Genomic DNA, 24935 nt, shown 5'->3' with positions numbered 1-24935 from the left:
TTTCTATTATAGTCTATCCCTTCATAAAAGTTATCCAGAAAAACAAAAGCCCGCCCCATGCTGCTTTAAAGCAGTGCGGGACGGGCCGTTGAATTATGCTTCTTTGTTGTTTTTCAGGAACATGTAGAGTGATGCACCGAAAATGATGATGTAACCGATGATGCTCCATATGTCAGGGATCTGCCCGAACAGGAAGATGCTGATGAGAGCGGAGTAAACCACAGTTGAGTAAAAGAAGATCGAGATCTCTTTTGCCGGGGCAAATTTATAGGCAATGGTGATGCCAAATTGACCGATGGTTGCAAAGAATCCTGCCCCCAGCAGGTAAACCCATTGCTTTACGCTCATCGGCTCGTAGAAAGCGAGCACAAATGGCAGCAGGATCACCGTGGTGAAAAAGGAAAAATAAAATACGACAGTGTAAAATTTTTCCTTCGTTCCCAATACCCTGAGCACTGTATAGGCACCTGCCGCAAATACGGCGGAAAGTAGACCTGCAACATAAGGGATCGTCTCATAGGAGAAGGCAGGTTTAATAATAAACAGTGTCCCGATGAACGCGATGATGATGGCCGTGATTTGAAAGGTTCTCGCTCTTTCTTTTAAGAAGATCGATGCAAAAATGATGGTTAAAAATGGACTGAGCTTATTCAGCATATCTGCGTCAGACAGTACGAGGTGATCGATTGCATAGAAAAACAATACGATTCCGGCAGCACCAAGACTGGAGCGCAGAAGAAGAAGCTTCTGGTTTTCCTTTTTACCAAACAGCCGCTCCCCATGATATTTAACAAACCCGAAGGCGATGATGGCTGATACAAAGTTCCTGAAGAACGTCTTCTGAATCGTCGGTACGTCCCCGGAAAGCTTTACTAGCGCTGCCATCATCGAAAACCCGAAGGCGGATAATAGTAAAAGAAAAATGCCTTTATTTCGATTTGTCATGGTTTCCTCCGATAAATGATATTTCATTTTCCAACCTTCTTAGTTTAACAAATATGGGAACAAGGTCAAAAAATCTGTTTGTATGGGGACCAAGAGGTGATCATACTCCTTCTCATTGCATATAAAAAAAGCCTTCCCCTCCTCATATGAAAAGGGAAAGACGCTTTATTTATCATCTACAATGATATACGTTGCCTTGACTGGTCCATGAACCCCAACGATCAAATTCATTTCTATGTCCGCTGAATTACTTGGACCCGAGATGAAGTTCACACAAGAGGCTACAAGTTCGCCGTCTGCAGTCTTGTTATGGATATCCTTTGCGACCTGCGTGATACGGGGGACAATCGTGCTTTTCGGGATGATCGCAATATAGACGGCAGGGAGCAGGCTCACTGCACGTCCTTTTCCTTTGCCGCTGTATAACACCACTGTGCCCGATTCTGCAAGAGCTGCATCGCTGAATGTGATCCCAATATCCGCTGCTGCAGAGTATGCCAGACTTTCTTCCCGTTCATCCCCATCCCACTTGCGCATATCAATTCCAACATCCTTCAATTCATCCGTAAGACCGCCCAGCCCGAATTCCTCAAACCTGGGGTCGTCCCATGTGACAACCGTTTTCCCTCCGTACTCATTAATCAAATGAGGGATCAGTGTTGAAAGTTCAGCAGTTACGGTTTCATGGACTTCTGTGTGAATGAGGAAGCATTGTTTTTTCAGTACTTCAACCAACTCATCTTGCGAAAATCCTTTATACACATCCCATTGCGGGTTACGCTTCCATACAGGTTTCACTACCTGTTCACGGCGTTCACGGCCGAAATTACCTGCCAGATTATTTAAAAAAGAGCTTCGGTTATGAATTTGTCCAATGCTCATTTCTGTCCACCTTCTCTGCTTCTCTTTTTATACCAGTCCCTGAATCGTTCTTTTTTCGGTGCAGGAAATTCACGGATGTCCGTCCAACTCTTCAACGGGCCAGGACCTTTTGATATCCTGCCGTCTTTCGTGAAGGCAGCCATCGATGACGGGGCAAGCCTCGAACCGATATTGTACATCGCTGGTGAAGCGGTACCCATACTGAATGCTTTCATTGACAAATTTTCAAAGACAGGCGCCTTCCCTTCACGCTCTACGATGATCTGACGGTGACGAAGCAGATGCTCATGCAGCGGGATTTTGACAGGGCATGCTTCCGTGCAGGCTGCACACAACGTCGAAGCAAATGGAAGTTCCTTATATTCATCGTAGCCCCCCAGCAGCGGGGATAACACTGCACCCACCGGACCTGGATAGATCGATCCGTAGGAATGACCTCCTACATGACGGTATACAGGGCACTCATTTATGCATGCGGCACACCGGATACAATGAAGGATGGATTGAAATTCAGTACCCAGTATTTTGGAGCGGCCGTTATCGACGATCACGAGATGAAACTCTTCCGGTCCATCTGCATCCCCTGCTTGTCTGGGCCCGGTCAATGCCGTCACATAGCTGGAAAGCTTCTGTCCTACCGCAGCCCGGGTCAACAGGCTGACTAGTACCTCCATTTCCTCCCAGGTCGGAGCAATGCGTTCCATGCCCATCACGGTGATCTGTGTTTTCGGGATCGTCGTTGACATCCTGGCGTTCCCTTCATTCGTGACAAGGGTTATTGTACCGGATTCTGCTATCGCGAAATTACAGCCCGTGATGCCGATATCCGCCTGAAGGAATTCCTTCCTCAATGTTTCCCTTGCAAACAAGGCAAGCTCCTCCGGCTTCTCTGTCTTGTCATAGCCGAGCTTCTTCTTGAATACATCGCGGATCTGCTCTTTATTTTTGTGAAGGGCAGGTCCGACGATATGTGACGGGGGATCATGATCGTCCACTTGCAGGATCCATTCCCCGAGATCTGTCTCGATTACTTCGCTTCCCGCTTTCTCCAGCGCTTCGTTGAGATTGATTTCTTCCGTCACCATTGATTTCGACTTGACGACTTTTTTGCCTTTTTTCTTTTTCACCACATCAGTAATGTATTCATTCGCTTCCTCCGCCGTCTCTGCAAAAAAAACATGCCCGCCACGCTTGGCCACATTTTCACTCAACAATTCAAGATAATAATCAAGATTCTCAATCGTGTGTGTCCGGATTTCTTCACCCAGTTTCCGCCATTCCTCCCAGTTACCGAGCTCTTCAGCGGCGTTCATGCGTCCGCTTCTGAAACGTCCCTGAGCAGATGAAACGGCTCCGCGCATAAAGGTATCTGCAAGTCCTTGTGAAACCCGGTCATTAAACGGTTTATCCCCGATCTTCATCGGCATATCACTGTTCCCCCCTGCTGTTCAGGACAGAGGCAATATGCATCACCTTGATCGGTTTTGCCTTGCGCTCGACCCGTCCTCCGATATTCATTAGGCAGCCGCAATCCGCTCCAATCAGGATGTCGGCTTCCGCTTCTTCTATACTGCGAACCTTTTCATCTACCATTTGTTCTGAAATCTGTGACATTTTCACGGAAAACGTCCCGCCGAATCCACAGCAGTGATAATTGTGGGGAAGCGGTTTCATTTCGAGTCCGTCAACGTGGTGCAGTAGTTTCATAGGCGCTTCTTTCACGCCGAGGAGACGGGTCATATGGCAGGATGTATGAAAAGCAGCTTTACCATCCAGCTTCGCCCCCACCTTCTCCACTCCCAATACTTCCACAATAAATTGGGTGAGTTCGAAGGTTTTATCCGCCAGCCTCCCCGCACGTACCTCCCAAACCGGATCCCCTTTGAAGACATGAGGATATTCCCTGAACATCGCAGCACAGGATCCGGAAGGGGTTACTACATAATCAGAATCTTCAAAAACGGTGATCATATGTTTCATTGATTCCTTCGCTTTTGCAGCATGTCCACTGTTGTAAGCGGGCTGACCGCAGCACGTCTGTTTTTCGCGAAAATCGACCTCGCACCCTAACCTCTCAAGCAATTCAACTGTGTCCTTTCCAACATCCGTCTGGAAGATATCGACCAAACACGTAACAAACAAGGAAACTCTCATAAGTGTGCACCTTTCCTTCTGATAGAATGGGATGATCATTCTTTATCAAGTATAAGTACCAGTATAATGAAAGTTTCTATGTATCTCAATAATGTTATTTGAATTTTCCGAAAACAAATTTTCGAGCTATCTTTGTCCTTCATGGTAATTATGATGTTCTTTCGACTTTTCACACCGTTTTACGTATTTCCGACTAAGTACTATTCAAAAAAAATCCCCTTATCAAAATTTGATAAGGAGTACTGAATATACATTATTGTTCGAGTATCTCTTTTATTTTCTTTAAGTCTTTCTGATTTGCTTTTTCCATGAGCTTAGACATGAATGGGGTGAATATTTTTGAGAAACCACTTGGTTCTCCCTGGTTTCTTAACGTCATCTTCGTACTATTTTCCTCAAGCTTTTCCCACGTATAGGTTGTTTTCATCGGGAAAGGCCCATTAGCTGTTCTCATAACCAGTTTTTCACCAGGGATATACTCCTCTATCTTATAAACATAAGCCAGTTCTCTTCCCAAAAACGCTGCTTTAAAAGCGATTTGAGATTCAAGAGATAAAGGTTTGTCCGTCAGCCACTCGGCTGAATCGATGTTGACGTACCATTCGGGAGCGTGATCAGGATCTGAAGCGTATGATGACACCTTTTCTCTCGGGCATTGAATAGTTATCTCTGTTTTAATATCAACCATGAACCTTCCTCCAAAAAAAAGTTACTTTTTTTCTATATAGTTTTTCAAGCACGTGCCGAGAAGATACTTCCATCCTTCTGTATGTTTCTCTTCCCAGTCTTCCTGAATGATACCTGAAGCTGAATGAGATAACGAAAGTAGTGTTTCACCATTCTTTTCTTCCAGACGATAGATATAAGAACTGTTGACGGCTCCCTGCATACCTAAATGTCCATGTATCCGGATTTCTTCGGGGGCGTTGACATAATACACATTTCCCCAGACCGCTCCCTGGCTGTCTCCCCATTTTTCAATAAACTGACCACCAGGAGCCGGATCGAAAGTAAACTGCGATTTCTCACCTTCTGGAGCCAGCCTGAATTCCCACCAATCCTCTGCCTTTGTTGTCAATGCGTGAAAAACCTCTTCCCGTGTAGCCTTGATCATCATTTCCTGTTCAATTATAAAAGCACGGCTTTGTTCTGTATTCATGTCTTCCTCTCCTTTTCTATTCTCGGCGATCGTACGCAAATTCAGCAATGAGTTTGCGTTCGCCTCCATATATTTTCCTACCCAACGGCGATGCATTTCCTGAAGCGGAACGGCATTCAAATAGTTTTTTCTGTATTTCCCTTCCCGTCTGATTAACACCAAATCCCCCTCTTCAAGAATGTTTAAGTGCTTCATGATGGCATATCTGGTTACGTCGGGGAAATGTTCATTCAGTTCACCCGTTGTTTTGGGTGATTGTTTAAGAATATCCAGTATGGCTCGTCTGATCGGATGACCAAGTGCTTTAAACAGACTTGAAAGTTCCTCTTCATTCATAAAAGAAAATCCTCTCTCATGTGAACAAATGGTCACATGTAATATGTGACTATATAGTAACATGTATTCTTTTTACCAGTCAAGTTGATTCTTTGAAACCTTTCCTCAATTGAACGTAATTAATAGGAATCCGATTTATCCTTCCCTTTTTAGGGTAACTTGTAAATAGATACATAGATGATGAATCCATTCATCAATACGATGACAAGGTGGTTACAATATGTACTGGGTTATCGCACTGTTTGATACCGAAACTGAACGCTTAATTAAACATATATGGAAAGAATTACGTGAAGAGTCGATCTCTTATTACATAGATGAGGTTCAGGATGGCAGACCTCACCTTACACTCGCAAGTTATAAAGAGCTCGACAAGAAAAACTATATCCGGCAGATGGAGACTTTTTATGATAATAAACGAGGCTATGATATTACGTTTAATCATATAGGTTCGTTCTTGAATTACAATACGCTGTTCCTGTCCCCCACTGTCACGGAGCAGCTTCTTGACTTTCATACGGAACATCATAAACACTTTGGTACCTATAATACGGAGGCAAATAAATTGTATGAACCCCGACAATGGATTCCTCACGTTACCCTTGCCAACAATCTTGAACCTGATCAGTTATCGAAAGCATTTCATTATTGCGTGGACAGGATCGGGCAGACAAAAGGAAGGATCGAGGAAGTGGGATTGATTGAATTGGTCGAGCAAGACGGGAACACGATGGAAGCCCCGATCATTTATTCAAAAAAACTGAAGTGAATATGAGAAGAAGCTTGAGGAAGTATCTCCAAGCTTCTTTTTTCCAGTTGATTTATTTTTTCTTAATCGGAATCCATACTTCACATCGATAGTCGTCATCCAGTACATTCCCAGGTGGATACAGTTCAAACTCAGGACCTCCCGCGTGCTCGTAGCCTGTTGATGGAAACCATTCCGAGTATACTTTCTGCCAGACGTGTTGGATGGCATTGGGCATCGGACCGACAGATGTGAATACCGCCCATGTAGCAGCTCCTACCTTTTTCGAATCGAAAATCCCACTGTCGTGATCACTTTCCGCACCAATGAAATAGGTGAATGTTTCATTAGGATGATCAAACTCTATGCACATGCCCATCAGTTCATCCATGCCAGTCTGTTCGCATATTTGTCGGGTCACTCCATTCCCGTTCACTTCACTCCAGAAATGAGTGATGTCATTCTTGTTTTGACCTCCAGCCATTGTCACCCTGATCCCTGTTCCGACTACTTGAAACGATTCTTTCTCAACAATTCTGTAATCCATTTCTTTCTCCCCTTTTAATTGAATTTGAAAAGAGATGCGGGGGAATGCTTTAAGAGACGTCCCTGACCTCCTGACTGCAGAGGGAGATACTCCATGGGTTTTGCGGAATGCTTTTGAAAAAGATTCAGGTGTTTCGTAACCATATCGAAGTGCCACATCAATAACTTTAACGTCTGGTTTCATCAGTTCCTGTGCAGCAAGGGTGAGCCTTCTCCTGCGTATATAATCTGCTACGGTGAAACCCGTCACGATATGAAACATCCTCTGGAAGTGAAATTTTGAACTCAGGGCTATGTGCGCCAAATGGTCGTGTTCTATCTTATCCTGAAGATTCTCTTCAATATACTTGATGCAATCATTCATCCTATGGAGGATCTCCATGCATATTCATCTCCTTCTACAAAAAAGTTTATCAACTTTCGTTTGCAGGTTCCTGTCTGTTTGTGCGTTGACGTGACAGGCTGGAAATCCACAACATCCTGTCCTTCTATTATTCTTCAAACCGGGGTGTTTCCCCTTTAATAAGCGTTGACATATAACCAAAGGGTGTTATATCCTATTGAAGTAAAACCATTTGGTGTTATATAATAAGGAAAGTGGGTTACACGATGACAAACGAACGTAAACAAGTAAGGGATATCGAACAGACAGCCGTCTTCAACGCTCCCATCCAAAAGGTTTGGGACGCGGTATCAACTTCTGAAGGAATTGCAGAGTGGTTCATGCCGAATGATTTCCAACCGAAAGCAGGTCATGAATTCCATATTCAATCCCCCTTTGGCCCTTCGCCATGCAGAGTGCTTGAAATCGATGAACCGAACAAGCTGTCTTTTTCTTGGGATACTGATGGATGGGTAGTGTCCTTCTTCCTTAAGGATCTGGACGGAAAAACTGAATTCACCCTGGTGCATGCCGGATGGAAGGAATCTGATGAAATTCTTACCAAACCAAATGAGAAGGCATCAGTCATTCGCGATCGCATGAACAATGGATGGGTCGGATTGGTGAATGACCGCCTCCGTAAGGTCGTGGAGGAGTAAGTGGAAGCAGCGAAACATGATGTCTTTCAGGCTATTGCAGACCCGACTCGGCGAAAAGTGATGAGATTACTTGCTGACAAAGAGCTGCCGATTTCTGAAATCTGCTCTCACTTCACGATCAGCAGGACAGCCATCACGAAACATCTTCACATCCTGTCAGAAGCTGAATTGATCAGCGGGAAGAAAATCGGCCGTGAAAAAATCTACAGCCTACATCCTGAACCACTCACGGAATTACGAGAATGGCTGTCTTATTACGAACGCTTCTGGAACAATAAACTTTCGATGCTTAAATATTATGTGGAAGAAGCGGAAGATGAATCATAGAGGCTGAGACAAAACTAAAGTACTATATACTATAGACGAACAATCTCTAGTTAAATCTTTTTGTCACTGTTAAACACCGTTTTTGATTTCCGTGCAAGACTCCGCTTTCCGCTGGCGGCCGGTGAGCCTCCTCGTCGCAAAAAGCTCCTGCGGGTTAGAATAGCGGAGGGGCTTTGCTCAGAGGCGTGTGGCATAAGGCGAATCGGCCATGAAGGTGTTCTTTGCCTTCTTGGACGAGTCGACTTATGACATGTGCCTCTAAACCCCGGAGCTGGACAATCAGAAAAGCGGAGGCGGCTTGCTCGGAGGCGACAAGCATAAGACAAGCAAGCCGGAAAGCGCTTTTTGCCTTTTTGGCTTGCTTGTCTTATGACCTCGAGCCTCTAGCCGCCGGAGCTGGACAGGTCTCACATAAGCTACTTTTCCCGCAGGAGTCTGCGTCTTGCACTCCAATCAACCGCTTGAACTAGCTAAAATGAATAACAAACTTTAACAGGACCTTTAATTCAAATCCGAACTAATTCGAATTTGAATTAAAGGTCGGATTCTTATTCAGATAAAACACATTTGTCCCAGTCTTTCCTTTTTTCTTTATTAGTAAGTGAATAAACGAACATGATAGTCACGCATTGAGGTGAAGGTCCCATCCGCTTCCAATTTCCCTTTCCAATCAATACACGTAATCGGGACTCTATGAATTCATTACCTATCGTCTGATCGATCTGCCCGATAACCTCTCCTATGACTCTCCCCGCTTTGATATACTCATTTTCATGTTTGTTCAGTATTCCTTTGGCTATATCGAGGATAAACTCATCATAGTAGTCTTCAGATGCCCCATTCAGCCTTCCATTCCTCCATAAACGTAATGTTTGGTTACTCTCGGAAAGCTCCTTCCATTCGCGGTTCAGGTCATCTAAATCATAATCTGTAAGCGGAGGGTCATTTTTAGAATGGTTATAAATTACCTCCAACTTCTCTGGAGGAATTTCTCCAGAGTAATATGGAATATAGAATCGCTTTGGCTGCTTAAACAGCTTTATGTACTTCATGGTCGGATTGATGACAAATACAGCATGATCCTTCTCTTTCAACAGGGCAGCGGCATAACGCAAGCCCGTTTGCTCATGCGCATTTTCACCAGCCCAGATCGTGATGGATTCCCCTCTGGGAATAGAGTCCAGAAACTCCAGCGTTTGATCATAATTCTTTTCGCCTTCTTCAAAGTGATTACGTTCGTTGATGAGGTTGTTGTGTTTCCACTGAAACCGCTCTTTTACGCCTCTTTCACAGTGCAAATCATTAACCGGACCGGTAGAGAATACATCCCAAAGCGCATGAACTATATGAATATTCCTCAGCCCCATGTTGCTTAGAGTGATTTTCAAGCAGCCTCCAACTGATTGGCTGAATACAAGGTGAATCATCTGCGCTTCCTCCCTTATTTTTCCATATTTAAACAATCTTATATATGGCGAAACTTTTCTACATTTTCATACGTATGTATACTTAATAACTTCACATTAGGACGTGATAATTTGAATAAAATCGAGACATACAAAGACATTTATGCAGTTATAAAAAAGAGTCTTAGTTGGAAGGTGACGGACACTCGCTCCCTCATGATGATTGCATCGCTTTATGTAACGAATAATAAGGACTTTGACGGCGTCCGTCTTGAGGAAGTGGCAGACCATATCAAAAAGGAAGTCGGTTTTTTTACCACGCTTAATTCTCACCAGCGTTATATATTTGCCGCAATGCTATACTCCCGATATCAGCATCCTGAAGAGAAAATCACGGACTTCATTGAGACCTATAAAGCGTTAGTGGATGCAGGATTCTCAATGGGGGCGTATACATATATATCTGCGATGGTGCTGATTATTGAAGAAGGAGGCAGAGAAGAGACCGCAACCCGTGCAATGGATGTGTATAAAAAAATGCGTAAAAAGCATTTTTTCTTGACCGGGAAAAGCGACTATCCCCTCGCTATGCTGCTTTCTCTGAGCAGCCGGGACTCGGATGCGCTCATCCATAAGATGGAACTTTATTATGAAAAGCTGAATGAGTCCGGCTTTTACAAAGGAAATGATTTGCAGACGATGAGTCATATTTTATCACTTGTGGATGACGTCGATTCAAATGAATTGGCGGTTCGCTGCACAGAAATATTTGATACATTCAAGAAAGAAGGAATCCGGCCGAAATCGATGTTTTATCCACAGATCGCCATGCTTTCTTTATTGAAAAATGGAAAAGAACACGTTGAACAAGTGAATGAAATCAGAGAGGAATTAAATAATGATAAATTGTTCAGGTGGCAGAAGGACATAAATCTGATGATGGCCGTTACCCTGCACCTCAGCGATCAAATCGAGAACTCCTCTCTTCTGCAAACGAACCTTTCCACCACCATCGAGGTGCTTATCCAAGCACAGCAGTCGGCATCAGTTGCAGCAATAGCCGGTGCAACAGCAGCAACCAGCAGCGGAGAATGACTAACTGGGACAACCCTTTATGACACTAAAGGGCTGTCTCTCTATGCATTAAAATGTGATAATATAAATTAAAATATCATGTTTTTGCAGCTGGAGGTTTAGAATATGCGGATTGGAGTTTCAGATGATTTAGAACGCGCCGTAAAGTTGTTTTCTGGTTCTGAAGAAGAGTATTTGGAGATTCACGATCAGGAAGGTAAAACGATTGGCATTTTGACACTGGATGATATGAAGGAGTTGTTCCAGGAGGTACAATTACATCAATCAGTAGGAGAAATCATTCATAAACTTTCGGCCATCGAGCAGCCTTCTCAAAATCGGTCAAGAATCAAGAATGATTATAGTGAACTGCTTGAGAATGATATTTTCACAGACATCATCAATTCCCTCTATGACGGGGTATTTATTACAGACGGTTTAGGCATAACGGTAAAAATAAATAAAGCGTATGAGCGGATTACTAACCTGAAACCTGAGCAGCTGATCGGTTATCATATGGAAGAAATTATTAAGGCAGGCTATATTTCAAAATCCGCTTCCATCCAAGTAATCAAAGAAAAAAAGCCGGTTACATTGATGCAGACCATTCATAACGGCAGAAACATAATAGTATCCGGGACACCTATTTTCAATGAAAAAAAAGAGATTCTTTATGTAATCAACAGCGTAAGGGATATTACTGAGCTGTTGAAACTCAAGCTTCGAATTGAAGAATTTCAAGAATTGAAAAATTTACGGCAAAGTACAAATGCAACATTCTTGAGCGATTCAACACAGTCATCATTCTATCATAGTGAAAAAATGAAGAAGACATTTGAAATCATTGACCGAGTGGCGAAAACGGATGCAAAGGTACTCCTTCAAGGTGAAACCGGAGTCGGTAAAACAATGGTCGCAAAATATATTCATGAGCACTCAAACCGTACCTCAGGAAGCTTTTTGGAGCTTAACTGCAGTGCCCTTCCTTCAAGCTTGATTGAAGCTGAACTATTCGGGTATGAACCCGGGGCATTCACGGGAGCTCTGGCAAAAGGTAAAAAAGGGCTATTGGAAATTGCTGATAATGGCACCTTATTTCTGGATGAAATCGGGGATCTGCCTTTGGAGCTCCAAGTGAAATTACTCAAAGTCATCGAGGACCAGGCCTTCATCCCGATCGGGGCATCAAAACTGAAACAAATAAATGTAAGAATTATCGCAGCTTCCCACAAGAATATTAAAAATCTCGTAAATGTAGGAGAATTCAGGGAAGATCTTTACTATCGGTTAAATGTAGTACCAATTGAAATTCCTTCTTTACAAGATCGCCAAGAAGAAATCATCCCTATGGCAGAGCAATTCCTTGAGGAATTCAATAAAGTATATGGAATGACCAAGACGTTAAGTATTGAAGCATTGAACATCCTTCATGAATATAAATGGCCGGGAAATATCCGGGAATTAAAAAATTGCATTGAACGTTTAGTGGTCACCTCCCCTATAGATAGAATAGATCCAGAGGATTTGCCTTATGAACTCTCTGAAACAAGTAACAAGAAAAATGACTATATATATGAAATGGAGATCATTCCATTAAAAGAAGCGCTGGATCATGTCGAGAGAAATTTAATAACAAGAGCATTAAAGAAATATAAAACAACACGTAAAGCAGCGGAAGTATTACAAGTCAGCCAATCCACAATCGTACAGAAAATGAAAAAATGGGAGATTTGATTATTTTTTTAATCAAATCCCCTTTTTTGATTCGTTTTCCAATCACCATTTTCTAACACAACCATACATAACCTTCTAGTTTAACTTTTCTGAAAGTTGGCACAAAACTTGCATCACCTTTCACAAAGGGTATTTTCCTAGAAGCTATCTACGAGTTTATAAATAAGAAAGGAGCTCATCATCATGACCATATCCACATTCAAAATTGCGAACAAGCTCATCACAGGGAAAGGCGCTACAGAGGCGATACCTAAAGAAATTCAGCGCCTGGAAATCAAAAACCCACTAATTGTGACAGACGAAATTTTACAGAAAGCAGGTGTCGTCGATCAAATCACCCCGTTTCTGAAAGGGCTCACTTGCGGGATATTTACTGGAGTAAAGCCTGAACCAGAATTTTCGGTGGTCCATGATTGTACGAACATGTTCAAGGAAGGGGCTCACGATGGACTGATTGCTATCGGAGGAGGAAGTGCCATCGATATCGCCAAGAGTGTTTCTGCTTTTGCAGGCTTTGATGGGAAGCTCACGGATTTAGTGGGGACAGACCTCGTACCGAAGAAAGGCGCACCGATCATCGCTCTTCCCACTACAGCGGGAACCGGCTCTGAAGTAACGAATATTTCAATTCTTTCTGATAAGGAAGCTCAGCTGAAAAAAGGCATCGTCAGTGATTACCTGCTTCCCGATGTTGCGATTGTGGCACCTGAGATGACATTGACGATGCCGCCTTCGGTTACGGCGGCAAGCGGAGTTGATGCACTTGTCCATGCAATCGAAGCTTATATATCGGTGTACGCCTCTCCAATTACTGATGCCCTTGCTATATATGCAATTAAAATGATCGCTGAAAATCTCCCGAAAGCATACGCCAGCCCGTCCCATTTAGAAGCACGCGAAAACATGGCGACTGCAAGTTTGATGGCAGGAATGGCTTTTGGAAATGCCGGAGTTGGCGCTGTACATGCCCTCGCCTATCCACTCGGGGGACGCTACCATATTCCACACGGAGTAAGCAATGCCCTCCTCCTTCCTTATGTGATGGAATGGAATAAGATTGCCTGCATGAAGCGTTTCCGGGATATCGGATTGGCTTTAGGTGAAAAAGTAAGTCATTTATCGGACGCCGATGCCGCAGACCAAACCGTTCATGCAATGAAACGATTGTGCAGCTCAGTGAATATTCCTTCTGGATTAAGAGCATTCTCCATTCCTGAAAGCGATATTCCGGAAATGGCAGGAGATGCAAGCAAGATTGAACGTCTGCTAAACAATAACCCTCGTAAACTCACACAGGAAGAAATCGAACAAATTTACCGGGCTGCCTACTAATCTGTATTTTCATATAAAGGACGGGATGAAAAATTATCAAACAAAGTTTGAAAAAGTGTCTTATCTATTTATGAAAAGGGGTATATTATATGTGGAAAAATCGTAAACATGGTGAGGAATCACCTTACATTCCATTAGGACCATTCAAATTAAGACTTCCATTTATCCATTATAAGTTTGAGTGGCCGGACTATGTACAGGGGCTGCTTCTGTGTGCAGTGGACTTAGCTGCAATTCCATTGATGATTGAACTGTTGGGAATGCCATTTGAAGTTGCTTTGGCCGTCGTGTTATTGAATGGTTTGCTCTATTTGACCCATCATTTACTTGGCGATCCGGTTGTTCCAGGCTGGATCACACCGGCCATACCTTTAATCATGGCTTATGTATCAACGTTTCCAGAAGGCGAAGAACGGGTGCACGCACTGATCGCCTTCCAGCTCACACTCGGCCTCTTCTCCATTTTCTTAGGGGTGACTGGCCTTGCAAAGAAAGTGGTGTCATTTGTTCCACCTGCGATTAAATCCGGCGTCATTCTGGGAGCAGGATTCGCTGCGGTCATTTCTGTTTTCCAGGTTGGAGGCCGTTTCGAAAGTTTCCCGTGGACAATTTCAATAGCTGTTGGTATCGCATTTTACATTATTTTCTCGCAGCATTTTAATCAACTTAAAAATAAGAGTTCCCTATGGGGGCTAATTGGGAAACTCGGAATTTTCCCTATCATTATTTTAGCGGTAATCATTGCTCCATTATTCGGAGAAGCACCTTGGCCGACGATTGAATGGGGCCTGATCAATCCAGATTTCAGTACTCTTTGGAGTGAATATACGGTATTTGGAGTAGGTTTCCCCTCTGCCATGTTATTTGTGAGTGCCCTGCCGACAGTACTTGCAGCATACATTGTCTTATTTGGTGACGTCCTTCAAAGTAAGGCGTTGATCGAAGAAGCTGATGATCTCCGCCGGGATGAAAAAATCGACTATAATCCAAACCGGGCTCATATGATTTTTGGCGGACGAAATACTATCATGAGTATCCTCGGTCCAGATGTTACGATGTCAGGTCCCTTATGGGCAGCCATGCAAGTAGTTGTAATCGAACGATTCAAAGAAGGAAAAAAAGCGATGCATTCTCTTTTTGGAGGGTCTGGTTCATTCCGATGGGGGACGAACACAGGGCTTCTATTGCTTCCCATAGTCAGTTTAGTAGAACCGATTCTCGGAATTGCACTGGCTCTTACTCTATTAATCCAAGGTTACGTAAGTGTCCGTGTAGGTATCCTTGAAGCCCGCAGTCATAGAGATCTTGGGATTGCAGGGATCATCGGGGCAGTGTTGGCCACCAAAGGAGCAACTTGGGGCTTTGCAGTCGGAATCATTCTCTGTGTACTCATCTATGGCAAGAAGTTTTTCAAAGGTGAAAATGATAAAATATTCACGAAAGATTTAGAAAAAGATGAAATAAAGCGAATTTCATAATATATGAAAAGAAAAGGAGGACAAACATGCAACACTACAATATGCTCATTAACGGTGAAGAAATCGGAAGTGATTTATCCAAGGTGGAAGTGACCAACCCTGCTACTTCAGAGGTTGTTGCAACGATTCCAAGAGGAGGAAAAAACGAAGCGGCAAGTGCTGTCGATGCGGCAGCCAATGCTTTCCGTGACTGGTCTCAGAAATCTGTCTATGAAAGAAGCGATCTCATCCGCAAATGGTACGATTTGATCAATGATCACAAAGATGACCTGGCAAGGACCATGACGTTGGAACAAGGAAAACCGCTGAAAGAAGCACAGGGTGAAATTCAATATGCAAATGGATTCATCTCCTGGTACGCGGAAGAGGGAAAACGTGTTTACGGTGAACAAATTCCTGCGACACAGACCAACAAACGATTATTCGTATCGAAACAGCCTGTCGGAGTCGTGGCCGTTATCACGCCGTGGAACTTCCCTGCTGCGATGATCACCAGGAAAGTAGCTCCTGCCCTTGCGACGGGCTGTACAGTCGTCATAAAGCCTGCCAATCTTACCCCATTGACCGCGTTGAAAATGGCTGCCCTTGCTGAGAAAGCAGGTATCCCGAAAGGAGTTGTCAATGTCGTCACAGGGGATTCGAAAGCGATTGGTGAAGCATGGCTAGAAGATACACGCGTGCGCAAACTGACCTTCACGGGATCGACCGAAGTGGGCAGACAGCTGATGAAAGGTTCGGCGGACACCATCAAGAAAGTTTCCCTTGAACTTGGCGGACATGCTCCTTCCATCGTGATGGACGACTGCGACATCGATAAAGCAGTCGATGGAGTCATCGCCTCAAAATTCCGCAATGCCGGTCAGACTTGTGTGTGCTCCAATCGGGTATACGTCCACGAAGACATAAGCGAAGAATTCACTCAAAGGCTTGTGAAAAAAGTTAAAGAGTTGAAAGTTGGAAACGGACTTGAAGAAGGCGTCGATATCGGCCCTCTCATCAATGAAGGTGCTGTGGAAAAAGTCCAGAAGCATATAGACGATGCAGTGAGTAAAGGGGCGAAAGTGGTAATCGGTGGAAATGCCGGCAAAGGTTTATTTTTCGAACCTACCGTCCTGACAGATGTAAGTGAAGATATGCTTTGCATGACGGATGAAACATTCGGTCCGCTTGCGCCCATCTCGACATTCAAGACACAGGAAGAAGCGATCGAACGTGCAAATGATTCCATTTATGGACTTGCAGCTTATGTCTTTACAGAAAATATCACGCGGGGCATCCAGATCTGTGAACGGTTGGAGTACGGGATCGTCGGTCTGAATGACGGTGTCCCTTCGACCCCTCAGGCCCCGTTTGGCGGATTCAAACAGAGCGGTCTCGGCCGTGAAGGCGGACATCATGGGATTGAGGAGTATTTGGAGGTTAAGTATATTTCGGTTGGATTATAAATCGGATCATTTATCCAGCTTTATAAAACCCCATCGGTACAATTCAATCCGATGGGGTTTTACTTTTTTTTGACTACATAGTCATTTTCACATCCAACAGTGCTCTGAAAAAAATTAAAAAGCAACCAAAAAACTGATGCCTCTTACTTTACAACTGACTATTTTCCTTTTCCATCTTCCTTCAAATCCAGCCAGGTCAACACCTCTTTCAGAATTGTATTAACCTTTTTACTCACATATTCTTCCCCGTATATACGCTTCGCTTTCTCAAGATCTTCAAGGACGCCCTCCTCCAAATCGATAAAGGGGGTATCCTCTTCCATATCATTATAGAGCTCGATCATCGCCTCTAGTCCCTCTTGCATCTTATCAATCGCATCACTGTATTTTTCGGTTTCATCTTTGTTCGCTCTCATATTATCACCCGTCAATAGTATGTGTGGGAATTGATGGGATTATACTTTATTCAGCTAAAGGCAGGACCCCAGATTCATTAAAATAAGTACCTCCCCTTAAACCGTTTGTACTATTTTGAATGGCAGCATATCAAAGGACAATGGCAACAGCCCGGATAGTTCAAAAAACTCATTCTCTGGCAAACTTTCACATACTACTGGACAGCCTGGGGGTGGTACTATATATAATAGTAAAGGTCACAAACAGTAAACGCTTACATCAAGAGGAGGATTTTATGTTAGATGTGCTAAACAAGATCAATTCATTTCTTTGGGGGACACCAAGTTTAGTACTGTTATTCGGGACAGGCTTATTTTTAACAATCATGCTAAGAGGACTGCAGTTCAAAAAACTATTCTATGCGTTCAAGCTGGCTTTCACGAAGGATAAAAGTACAGGTTCTTCCGAGTCAGAAGGGGACATCAGCAATTTCAAGACACTGATGACTGCTTTATCGGCTACAATCGGGAACGGTAATATTGCCGGTGTCGCGACTGCCATCACGATTGGCGGACCGGGTGCGATCTTCTGGATGTGGATCGTCGGACTGCTCGGGATGGCGACGAAATATGCAGAAGCGCTGCTTGCGATGAAATACCGTGTAAAGAATAAGCACGGTGAGTATTCAGGGGGACCAATGTACTATGTGGAAAAAGGACTCGGCAGCAAGTGGAAATGGCTTGCTGTCTCATTCGCTTTATTCGGTGCGTTTGCCGCACTTGGAATCGGGAACAGTGTACAATCCAATACAATAGCGGATGTAATGACGACAAGTTTTCATATTAATAATTGGGTGACTGGTTCAGTCCTTGCGGTACTGACCGCGTTAATCATTTTCGGCGGAATTCAGCGCATCAGTACAGTTGCTTCTTTCTTTGTTCCGATTATGGCGTTCTTGTACATCGGCGGATCGCTATTGATCATCGGGTTGAATTATGACCTGATCATCCCGGCTTTCAAACTCATATTCTTTTACGCTTTTAATCCTGTTGCTGCCGCCGGAGGATTTGCCGGCGTTGTTATCAGCGAGGCGATCCGCAGCGGCGTTTCACGGGGGATTTTCTCCAATGAGGCAGGTCTTGGTACTGCAGCCCTGATAGCAGGGAATGCAAAGACGGATCATCCGGTAAAGCAGGCTTTGGTTGCGATGACTGGAACATTTATCGTGACCATCGTTGTTTGTACCATGACTGGATTAGTTCTGATCATCACAGGTTTCTGGGATCCGAGCGGCGGAGCGATTTCAGGTGTCCAGCATTCACCGGACCTGGACGGAGGTGCACTGACGAGCGCGGCGTTTGCGCATTCACTCGGTATAGCGGGTGAATACATCGTAGCGTTCTCGGTAATCTTCTTCGGTTTCTCGACAATTGTGGGCTGGTATATGTATGGCGAGAAGTGTTTTGAGTACCTGACAGGCTATCGGTACATTGCATCCTACCGATTGATTTATGTTGTTGCGACAGGTATGGGTGCTGTCGCGAATCTTGAACTGGTATGGGCATTTGCAGATATGTCGAATGCGCTTATGATGATTCCGAACCTGATTGCATTGCTCCTTCTTTATAAGGTGATTGTGAAGGAGACGAATCATTACTTCAATGAGTATTTACCAGGTCAAATGCAAGCTTATCCGAAGAGGAAAGCAAGTTAATGACACAGCCGGAGCGAGGATATTCGCGCCGGCTGTTTTTGATTACTTTTTGATAACCTTTATTTCCTGGCAAGATAAACGATCTTCTGTTTGCTTCCTGTCGGCTGCATGCCTTCCTGGAAATCTGCGCAGATGTCTATTTGTGAGAATCCTATTTCTTTCAGCACGAGAGCCAATTCTTGGACCCCATACCATCGTAAGGCGAATCGTTGAAGTTCTGCAGCGATGAGTGTCCCCTCCCGCCATTTCTCATATTTCAGATGATTCACTTTACGCTGCTGGAAGAAATCAGCTTCAATAAGCTTGCTCTCCATGGTAATGGTATCCCCATCTGGTAATGGGAAGACTGATGTATGGACCTTTCCCGTTTCAAATTGGCCATCAGGCAGGAATATATCCATTATTAGACTTCCGCCTGGCTCCAGATGTTCATATAGTTTCTTTAATGCCTGGATAGATTCCTCACGATCATCGATCAATAGAAAGGATCCGCCCGGGATGATAATCGCTTCATATTTGTGAGGCAGAGCCAGACTCTGCAATTTTGACTCATACAAATCGGCTTGCAGCCCGCTATCTGTAATCCGGCGTCTGCAGGATGCCAGCATCTCCGGCGAATCATCCACTCCGTCCAAATTAAGACCACTTTCCAACAACGGAATGATGACTCTTCCAGAGCCGACCATTGCCTCGAGCACACGCCCTTTACAGCTTTGAAGCTTTCCTTTGTAAAACTCAATATCCCCGCCGAAGGATTGTCCGACTTTTTTTGTCAGATCATATACTTCGGTACATAATTTACCATAATGACTAAACGACATAGAATGTCCTCCAAAAATGATTTCACTGTAATATCCAATCTTCTTCAAATGAACAAGTGCCCGCCCCCATCTAAATAGGAGCGGACAGCTTCTTCATCTGAATGAAATGGCTCTCAATTGTTTATATGCTGCTGACAGGTCTCCTTCCCCTATGAACATCACCGTCGGTCTCACTTTGACACACTGCCCGGTGGAGGCTGACCAGTCTTCCGAGGAAGCAATGACGAGTACTTCCTGGTTGATATAGCCTTCGGTCATTTTGGAGGAATCCGGGTGAACGACCATGATCTTTTCTTTTCGTTCATCCGAGCCCGAGTGAACAAACGGTGTGTCTCTCAGTGCAAACTCTTCTACACCAGCATAATACGTATCGAATTTCCCTTCAGTCGGGAGATTCAAATAGCATGATGACAGATTATCTCCAGGCTTGAAGAATGCCTCAAGATCAACGGTTTCGTTCACAAACGTCCTTCCTGACTGCTGTTCGATCTCACAGTAAAATGCAATGACCGGAACCTCAGGAAGCGTCAGGGCAAATTGGCGAAGCGTAACGCCCTTCATCGTTTCATGCTTGCTAAATTCCGTCGTCAAGCAAAGTCCCTTCCAGGCATTTCCTTTGTCATCATGTTTTACAACTGACTGGATATTCGTCGATTCCTTCAGCATCGAGTATGGACTGACATTTATGAAACTGTATCTCACACCGCCGCCCCATGGATTCCACCAGGCTTTCGGTCCAGGTTCCGGGAACTGATGATGCAGGAATTCTTTCTCCTTGTAAATCAAGGAGTAGACACCAGGAAAGTAGGCGGCTTCCGCTTTAAAGGAAAGTATTCCGTTGTCCACCGTCCAGCCCGATTCATCATGGACCACTGAAACCTCCAGATTTCCTTTTACCAACGTGACGGTTTCCAATGATGCATGCTGTCCCCGTGAGCGGAATTGCCCTCTGATCCGCTGTAATCCGGGTTCAGAATGCGTCATTTCAATTTTCACTTCAGTCACTTCGTCCTCTTTTCCAACCGTATGTTCCAAGCTCTTACCATATGCACTGATCATCAATTCCCCTTCGAGATAAGGAGTGAGTTTCGAACGGAACGAGTAATTCACTCGTTCCCCTGCAGATGACACAAGGGTTCCATCTGAAGTTTCAAGAGCATATAGGGAGCATTCTTCCATGCGCGGAGCAACCTCTCCGAGCACAAATTCCCTCCACTCTTTCCAGGTTGGGGACACATTGACCCCGACTTGGATCGGTCCGAGGCATACTTCCTTACCGGCTGGAAGGTGATCGATCTTGTATTCGATGGCGAAATGCCAGTCATTCTTTCTGCCCAAGGCCTCTTCAGGCCAGGCAAGCCCTTTGGATTCACCATTCGCATCGGACGTGTACAGCCACCTTTCAGAAATTTCCTTATCCCGGATGTAATCCATGAAAGGTTTAATCGCTTCATCACCGATCACGGCTCCCTCTTTTGACGGGATGGCCATGCGTTTGAATTCAATTGGAAGCGGCTGAATAAGGAGTAGCTTCTCTTTCGCTTCTTCTGCCTTATTTACAACTTCATGTTTTAATTCCACCAGTCCCGAACCATAGACCTTCATATACGTGTTCAGAACCACTCCCGGAAAAGCTTCGGATTCCAAAGACGTTTTCATAACTATTGCTTCGGGAGTTTCAATGAATTCAATCGCAGATGCTTCTTTCTTGGAAAATTCTTCGCTGAATGGTTTGCCCAGTTTTGGGGTGAAAAGCGTCAGCGGATTTTGTTTGGACAGAATCGAACCTGCTTTGACAAAATGGTTCCTCTTTTCAACTTCGACATAATAGGGACCGTTATAGCAGGTCCAATGCCCTTCTGTTTCCCCTCCGAATCTCGCTCCAAGACCAGGAAAAGCAAGTGACAGCTTCGTTTTAAACTGAAATCCTTCATCGTTGGGTTTTCTGACTTCCACAAGGACCTCTTCAGAATAGAAGCCGTGTTTCAACAATTGGCATTGTAAAGGAATGGACACCCTGCTTTTTGCTTGTATTTCGAATGTATATTCCGATTTCTCCATGTGCAGGATTTTGCTTTTTGGCAGCTTGATGGTCCATTTTGCATCTTCTTCAAGTTGACTTTCAATGTCTAAATAAACATCCAGATCCTGATTCGGACGGAAATGTTTTTTAACAGTACGCAAATGGAGCTTGGCTGCCTGCTTCGGGAATACCCCCATTTTCAAAGGAAATAACTTGCCGTCAACTTCAATATCCGCACCAATAACCGGATGTGTCTTCCACGGGCTTGGTTCCCGTTCAGGCAAAGTAAGGACTGCAGAATATTCGCCTTTCCACTCGTTTACCACCGTTTCTTTCCCTATGAAACTATGATTCACGACTTCCGTGGACATTCCCCACAGTGACACGTCCACAGGTTTATCCGTTTTATTTATCACATGATAAGAAACTAACTGCTCTTCTTTTTCCAGCAGTTTAAAATCAGGAAGATTCATTTCTACCAGAAGATCCTGCGTTTCAATCAGACGGATGCCGCGTCCCGTCCGTTCAAATTGAATCCGGACAAACTCGTCCCCCGCTTCCCACTTGTATTCATAGTAAGTATGATCATTCTCCTTGATGCCATCCGGTTTCACCTCAATGACACGCTGACTGGAAGAATACCAGTCATTCTTATCAAAGAACGGCTTAAGCCAGTCGATCTGCAGCACGGACGGAATGAAATTCATTAAGTGAGTCGTATCATCGCGGTCCTCCCAGAAGAATCCGCACTTCTTATAAAGCGGTACAGCTTTCGTGTTGCCCGGCCATGTGAATAAATCAAGACGCGGCCACTTCATTTCAATCGTTTTCTCAAGTGCCTTGAGGACGAGCTGTTTGCCGATCTTTAAGCCATGATAGTCCGGATGGACATTTAACAGCGGTATATAGAGCGCACCTTCATCCTCGCGGTAATGAGATAAACCGCAATACCCGACGACCTCTTCTCCCAATACAGCAAGGTATAAATGCAGATTCGTAGAGTTCGCTTCTTTCTCTATAACATCCTGCTCTGTAGTGACCGTGGCATCGCCGCCCCAGCTCTCCCGGCTTTCGTTCCACATCTTGGCTATACCCTTTGCAAGACCTTCGTGGTATTCTACTATTTTCACTTTCTCCATTGTCGTCTTCATAAGTTCCTCCTGCATTCTGACTTTCGCTATGTCTTTATATGTCTGACCTCACACTTTTTTACCTCTTGTGACACTCCATTGAAAATAATCATCATCTTAATCTCCTCCTTTTTAATATTGGAAAAAATTACTTCCCATCCACAGTTTAAAATGTTATGCCTGATAAGTAAAGAATATTCTAACTCTTTATCACACTGCTGCATTGAGGGAAGCGCACTCCGCACGGTGATCGAATGGGGCGGGATTTCAGGCTTTCAGCAGTGGGAAGCGCAGAGGGCGGGCGTCCAGCCCCCTGTGCTTTCAGTTGTATTTGTTTCTATATTTGCTTAGGGTCAGCAGTGGCCAAATCCATTGATAGCTGTGATAGCGGACATAGAATTTCCCTTGGAGGCCAGCACCTGTGGGGTAGGTAACTGCTTGGGAAGTCTGTTCCTTGTTGATGATATCCAGGAGTTTTCTAATCCCTTTTTCAATGGGTGCTGTCGGCTGCTCTGATATACTGATGAGCGCATCCAATGCCCATGCGGTTTGCGAGGCTGTACTGAAGGAAAGCGGAATATACATCTCTTTTTGGTCGCTGCAGCACGATTCTCCCCAACCTCCGTCACTTCTTTGAATACTTTCAAGCCACTCTTTTGCTCTTTGAAGGCTTTTATCCGTTGCAGGAACTCCTGCGGCACTCATACCGGTGACCGCTGCCCAAGTTCCGTATATATAATGAATCCCCCATTTGCCCGGCCATGAGCCGTTTTCCTCCTGACTCAGCTTTAACCATTGGATGGCCCTTTTCATTTTCTGATGATCCTTTGTCAGTCCTGCCCTGCTTCCCAGGAATTCAAGAGTTCTCCCCGTCAAATCAGGAGTGGAAGGATCGATTGCTGCTGCTTCTGCGCCGTCCATTGGAAATGAAGCTAGAATCCCTTTTGTCTTGTTCTTTTCAAAGGCGGGCCAGCCTCCATCACGGTTCTGCATGCCCAGCACCCAAGCGATGCCCCTGTCCCATGCCTGCCGGATCTCAGGCTTTTCACTGGCTGAATAGGTAATGGCACGTAATGCAGCTGTCGAATCATCGACGTCAGGATGGATCAAATTGCTGTCTGAAAACCCCCAGCCACCTGGAGAAATGGTTGGAATCTCGATGGCCCAATCTCCGAATTTATAATGCTGCTTCTTCACTAAATAGCCAACTGACCTTTTTATCATCTCATCTTCACAGGAAACACCCGACTCTTGCAGCGCATCGGAAATGAGTGCCGTGTCCCAAACTTGGGAAGGTGAATTTTGTACATGAGGTCCGTTTTCGGTATGACAGATCATCTTTTTCAAACCGTTGATGGCATGTTGAATGACTGGAGATTCATCCTTATACCCGATGGATTTCAACGCATATAGCATAAAAAAGGTAGCGCTGAAATAACTGAGGCAGGTTCCATCCGACTCTATCCGCTTGTGCATGTATTCGTGTGCAAATTGTTGAGCGTGAGAACGGATGGATTCGGGCAGACCCGCAATCTCTTTTACACCTTCTGTTATTTTTCCCAGGAGAAACATAACCCGCTCATCGCTCTGATTTCGATTGGAATGAAGAAAAAGATGCCTGATGTTTGGCGTCCGAACTGTCTTCAAATGATAACGGCCATCCCTTAATAATAGAAACGGGACCATGTGACCCCTGGCGTAGCTGCTGAAATCCCAAAAGCTGATGGGAAAGCTCCTGGGTATAAGCAGAATTTCAATCGGGACAGGTAAAAGATGCCGCCATTCATACTGTCCATGAACGGCAAGCATCAACTTTGTGAGGGTATGAGCCTCTTCCAAGCCTCCTTTATCTTTGATGAATTGTTCCGCTTTTTTCAAACGCTTGTCTTCTCCATCAAGAAGTCCACTGAACCTCAACGCGAAATAAGCTTCGATCGTGGCAGAAAGATTCCCTTCTTTCTCATCCGTAAATACCTTCCAGGTCCCTTCTTTAGTCTGCATTTCCAAGAGTCTTCCGACTAACTGTGACAGCAGCCTGTCTTCATCCAGAAAGAATGAACGGATGAGGATGATCATATAGGCATCCGTCATCAGACTGTTCTCAAAACAAAAAGACCAGCTGCCGTCCGGTTTTTGCCTTTGCCGGAGAATCTCCTCCATTTTTTTGATGGTACCTTCAATTTCCCCTCTCATATTCAAGCCTCCCGCTGTCATGTTTGACGTCTTTGATATGTATATGTTGCA

Annotated in this window: 21 protein-coding genes; 9 read left to right on the top strand and 12 right to left on the bottom strand. The window is 44.4% G+C overall.

Annotated elements, in window-relative coordinates; all coding sequences use genetic code 11:
- Nucleotides 1-93: 93 nt before the first annotated feature.
- The 6 genes from V6B33_RS03225 to V6B33_RS03200 form a co-directional block, all read right to left on the bottom strand.
- Nucleotides 94-945 carry a DMT family transporter gene (locus tag V6B33_RS03225; RefSeq protein WP_334216424.1) on the bottom strand — a complete coding sequence of 284 codons (852 nt, stop codon included), beginning with the start codon at nucleotides 943-945 and terminating at the stop codon, nucleotides 94-96.
- 165 nt (nucleotides 946-1110) lie between these two features.
- Nucleotides 1111-1827, bottom strand: a complete 717-nt coding sequence (locus tag V6B33_RS03220) for a LutC/YkgG family protein (protein WP_334216283.1) — start codon at nucleotides 1825-1827, stop codon at nucleotides 1111-1113.
- Complete coding sequence (locus tag V6B33_RS03215) at nucleotides 1824-3254, bottom strand: LutB/LldF family L-lactate oxidation iron-sulfur protein (protein WP_334216282.1); 1431 nt, start codon at nucleotides 3252-3254, stop codon at nucleotides 1824-1826. Before V6B33_RS03215 ends, V6B33_RS03220 begins: the two co-directional genes overlap by 4 nt.
- A 1-nt stretch (nucleotide 3255) precedes the next feature.
- On the bottom strand, nucleotides 3256-3981 hold the full coding sequence (locus tag V6B33_RS03210; protein ID WP_334216281.1) for a (Fe-S)-binding protein: 726 nt from the start codon (nucleotides 3979-3981) through the stop codon (nucleotides 3256-3258).
- 253 nt (nucleotides 3982-4234) lie between these two features.
- On the bottom strand, nucleotides 4235-4669 hold the full coding sequence (locus V6B33_RS03205) for an SRPBCC family protein (protein ID WP_334216280.1): 435 nt from the start codon (nucleotides 4667-4669) through the stop codon (nucleotides 4235-4237).
- A 21-nt stretch (nucleotides 4670-4690) separates the two neighbouring features.
- Complete coding sequence (locus tag V6B33_RS03200) at nucleotides 4691-5476, bottom strand: helix-turn-helix domain-containing protein (protein ID WP_334216279.1); 786 nt, start codon at nucleotides 5474-5476, stop codon at nucleotides 4691-4693.
- Between the two features lie 220 nt (nucleotides 5477-5696).
- Here V6B33_RS03200 and V6B33_RS03195 point away from each other — a divergent pair, with 220 nt between their 5' ends.
- On the top strand, nucleotides 5697-6245 hold the full coding sequence (locus tag V6B33_RS03195) for a 2'-5' RNA ligase family protein (protein ID WP_334216278.1): 549 nt from the start codon (nucleotides 5697-5699) through the stop codon (nucleotides 6243-6245).
- A gap of 52 nt (nucleotides 6246-6297) precedes the next feature.
- Here V6B33_RS03195 and V6B33_RS03190 read toward each other — a convergent pair whose 3' ends face one another.
- Nucleotides 6298-7152, bottom strand: a complete 855-nt coding sequence (locus V6B33_RS03190; protein WP_334216277.1) for an AraC family transcriptional regulator — start codon at nucleotides 7150-7152, stop codon at nucleotides 6298-6300.
- A gap of 227 nt (nucleotides 7153-7379) precedes the next feature.
- Here V6B33_RS03190 and V6B33_RS03185 point away from each other — a divergent pair, with 227 nt between their 5' ends.
- Nucleotides 7380-7811: an SRPBCC family protein gene (locus V6B33_RS03185; RefSeq protein ID WP_334216276.1), complete on the top strand. Its 432-nt coding sequence runs from the start codon at nucleotides 7380-7382 to the stop codon at nucleotides 7809-7811.
- Nucleotides 7812-8138 carry an ArsR/SmtB family transcription factor gene (locus V6B33_RS03180; RefSeq protein ID WP_334216275.1) on the top strand — a complete coding sequence of 109 codons (327 nt, stop codon included), beginning with the start codon at nucleotides 7812-7814 and terminating at the stop codon, nucleotides 8136-8138.
- A 548-nt stretch (nucleotides 8139-8686) separates the two neighbouring features.
- On the opposite strand, the gene V6B33_RS03175 is transcribed toward V6B33_RS03180, so the two are convergent.
- Nucleotides 8687-9565 (bottom strand): DUF1835 domain-containing protein, encoded by an 879-nt coding sequence (locus V6B33_RS03175; RefSeq protein ID WP_334216274.1) that lies wholly within the window; start codon nucleotides 9563-9565, stop codon nucleotides 8687-8689.
- A gap of 111 nt (nucleotides 9566-9676) precedes the next feature.
- Here V6B33_RS03175 and V6B33_RS03170 point away from each other — a divergent pair, with 111 nt between their 5' ends.
- The 5 genes from V6B33_RS03170 to V6B33_RS03150 all read left to right on the top strand — a co-directional run bounded on the left by V6B33_RS03170 (nucleotide 9677) and on the right by V6B33_RS03150 (nucleotide 16607).
- Complete coding sequence (locus V6B33_RS03170; RefSeq protein WP_334216273.1) at nucleotides 9677-10639, top strand: DUF4003 family protein; 963 nt, start codon at nucleotides 9677-9679, stop codon at nucleotides 10637-10639.
- 105 nt (nucleotides 10640-10744) lie between these two features.
- Nucleotides 10745-12352: a sigma-54 interaction domain-containing protein gene (locus V6B33_RS03165; RefSeq protein ID WP_334216272.1), complete on the top strand. Its 1608-nt coding sequence runs from the start codon at nucleotides 10745-10747 to the stop codon at nucleotides 12350-12352.
- A 183-nt stretch (nucleotides 12353-12535) separates the two neighbouring features.
- On the top strand, nucleotides 12536-13684 hold the full coding sequence (locus V6B33_RS03160) for an iron-containing alcohol dehydrogenase (protein WP_334216271.1): 1149 nt from the start codon (nucleotides 12536-12538) through the stop codon (nucleotides 13682-13684).
- Between the two features lie 89 nt (nucleotides 13685-13773).
- On the top strand, nucleotides 13774-15162 hold the full coding sequence (locus V6B33_RS03155) for a hypothetical protein (RefSeq protein WP_334216270.1): 1389 nt from the start codon (nucleotides 13774-13776) through the stop codon (nucleotides 15160-15162).
- Between the two features lie 26 nt (nucleotides 15163-15188).
- Nucleotides 15189-16607, top strand: a complete 1419-nt coding sequence (locus tag V6B33_RS03150) for an NAD-dependent succinate-semialdehyde dehydrogenase (RefSeq protein WP_334216269.1) — start codon at nucleotides 15189-15191, stop codon at nucleotides 16605-16607.
- 158 nt (nucleotides 16608-16765) lie between these two features.
- Here V6B33_RS03150 and V6B33_RS03145 read toward each other — a convergent pair whose 3' ends face one another.
- On the bottom strand, nucleotides 16766-17023 hold the full coding sequence (locus tag V6B33_RS03145; protein ID WP_334216268.1) for an atypical membrane-integrating protein (Mistic protein): 258 nt from the start codon (nucleotides 17021-17023) through the stop codon (nucleotides 16766-16768).
- Nucleotides 17024-17298: 275 nt separating this feature from the next.
- Here V6B33_RS03145 and V6B33_RS03140 point away from each other — a divergent pair, with 275 nt between their 5' ends.
- The gene (locus V6B33_RS03140; RefSeq protein WP_334216267.1) at nucleotides 17299-18717 is read left to right on the top strand and encodes an alanine/glycine:cation symporter family protein; all 1419 of its coding nucleotides are present in this window, start codon (nucleotides 17299-17301) and stop codon (nucleotides 18715-18717) included.
- Nucleotides 18718-18776: 59 nt separating this feature from the next.
- Here V6B33_RS03140 and V6B33_RS03135 read toward each other — a convergent pair whose 3' ends face one another.
- The 3 genes from V6B33_RS03135 to shc form a co-directional block, all read right to left on the bottom strand.
- Nucleotides 18777-19538: a class I SAM-dependent methyltransferase gene (locus tag V6B33_RS03135; protein WP_334216266.1), complete on the bottom strand. Its 762-nt coding sequence runs from the start codon at nucleotides 19536-19538 to the stop codon at nucleotides 18777-18779.
- 93 nt (nucleotides 19539-19631) lie between these two features.
- Complete coding sequence (locus tag V6B33_RS03130; protein WP_334216265.1) at nucleotides 19632-22712, bottom strand: GNAT family N-acetyltransferase; 3081 nt, start codon at nucleotides 22710-22712, stop codon at nucleotides 19632-19634.
- 300 nt (nucleotides 22713-23012) lie between these two features.
- Nucleotides 23013-24884 carry a squalene--hopene cyclase gene (gene shc / locus V6B33_RS03125; RefSeq protein WP_334216264.1) on the bottom strand — a complete coding sequence of 624 codons (1872 nt, stop codon included), beginning with the start codon at nucleotides 24882-24884 and terminating at the stop codon, nucleotides 23013-23015.
- Nucleotides 24885-24935 lie beyond the last annotated feature (51 nt).

This window comes from Mangrovibacillus sp. Mu-81, from assembly GCF_036867415.1.
In the GTDB taxonomy this organism is placed as follows: domain Bacteria; phylum Bacillota; class Bacilli; order Bacillales; family Bacillaceae_B; genus Rossellomorea.
This window is presented reverse-complemented; position numbering and strand designations above follow the sequence as displayed.

Excerpts from the sequence above, each read along its gene's own strand:
- V6B33_RS03225 (WP_334216424.1), bottom strand. The coding sequence starts at position 945 with ATGACAAATCGAAATAAAGGCATTTTTCTTTTACTATTATCCGCCTTC.
- V6B33_RS03220 (WP_334216283.1), bottom strand. The coding sequence starts at position 1,827 with ATGAGCATTGGACAAATTCATAACCGAAGCTCTTTTTTAAATAATCTG.
- V6B33_RS03215 (WP_334216282.1), bottom strand. The coding sequence starts at position 3,254 with ATGCCGATGAAGATCGGGGATAAACCGTTTAATGACCGGGTTTCACAA.
- V6B33_RS03210 (WP_334216281.1), bottom strand. The coding sequence starts at position 3,981 with ATGAGAGTTTCCTTGTTTGTTACGTGTTTGGTCGATATCTTCCAGACG.
- V6B33_RS03205 (WP_334216280.1), bottom strand. The coding sequence starts at position 4,669 with ATGGTTGATATTAAAACAGAGATAACTATTCAATGCCCGAGAGAAAAG.
- V6B33_RS03200 (WP_334216279.1), bottom strand. The coding sequence starts at position 5,476 with ATGAATGAAGAGGAACTTTCAAGTCTGTTTAAAGCACTTGGTCATCCG.
- V6B33_RS03195 (WP_334216278.1), top strand. The coding sequence starts at position 5,697 with ATGTACTGGGTTATCGCACTGTTTGATACCGAAACTGAACGCTTAATT.
- V6B33_RS03190 (WP_334216277.1), bottom strand. The coding sequence starts at position 7,152 with ATGGAGATCCTCCATAGGATGAATGATTGCATCAAGTATATTGAAGAG.
- V6B33_RS03185 (WP_334216276.1), top strand. The coding sequence starts at position 7,380 with ATGACAAACGAACGTAAACAAGTAAGGGATATCGAACAGACAGCCGTC.
- V6B33_RS03175 (WP_334216274.1), bottom strand. The coding sequence starts at position 9,565 with ATGATTCACCTTGTATTCAGCCAATCAGTTGGAGGCTGCTTGAAAATC.
- V6B33_RS03165 (WP_334216272.1), top strand. The coding sequence starts at position 10,745 with ATGCGGATTGGAGTTTCAGATGATTTAGAACGCGCCGTAAAGTTGTTT.
- V6B33_RS03160 (WP_334216271.1), top strand. The coding sequence starts at position 12,536 with ATGACCATATCCACATTCAAAATTGCGAACAAGCTCATCACAGGGAAA.
- V6B33_RS03155 (WP_334216270.1), top strand. The coding sequence starts at position 13,774 with ATGTGGAAAAATCGTAAACATGGTGAGGAATCACCTTACATTCCATTA.
- V6B33_RS03150 (WP_334216269.1), top strand. The coding sequence starts at position 15,189 with ATGCAACACTACAATATGCTCATTAACGGTGAAGAAATCGGAAGTGAT.
- V6B33_RS03145 (WP_334216268.1), bottom strand. The coding sequence starts at position 17,023 with ATGAGAGCGAACAAAGATGAAACCGAAAAATACAGTGATGCGATTGAT.
- V6B33_RS03140 (WP_334216267.1), top strand. The coding sequence starts at position 17,299 with ATGTTAGATGTGCTAAACAAGATCAATTCATTTCTTTGGGGGACACCA.
- V6B33_RS03135 (WP_334216266.1), bottom strand. The coding sequence starts at position 19,538 with ATGTCGTTTAGTCATTATGGTAAATTATGTACCGAAGTATATGATCTG.
- V6B33_RS03130 (WP_334216265.1), bottom strand. The coding sequence starts at position 22,712 with ATGAAGACGACAATGGAGAAAGTGAAAATAGTAGAATACCACGAAGGT.
- shc (WP_334216264.1), bottom strand. The coding sequence starts at position 24,884 with ATGAGAGGGGAAATTGAAGGTACCATCAAAAAAATGGAGGAGATTCTC.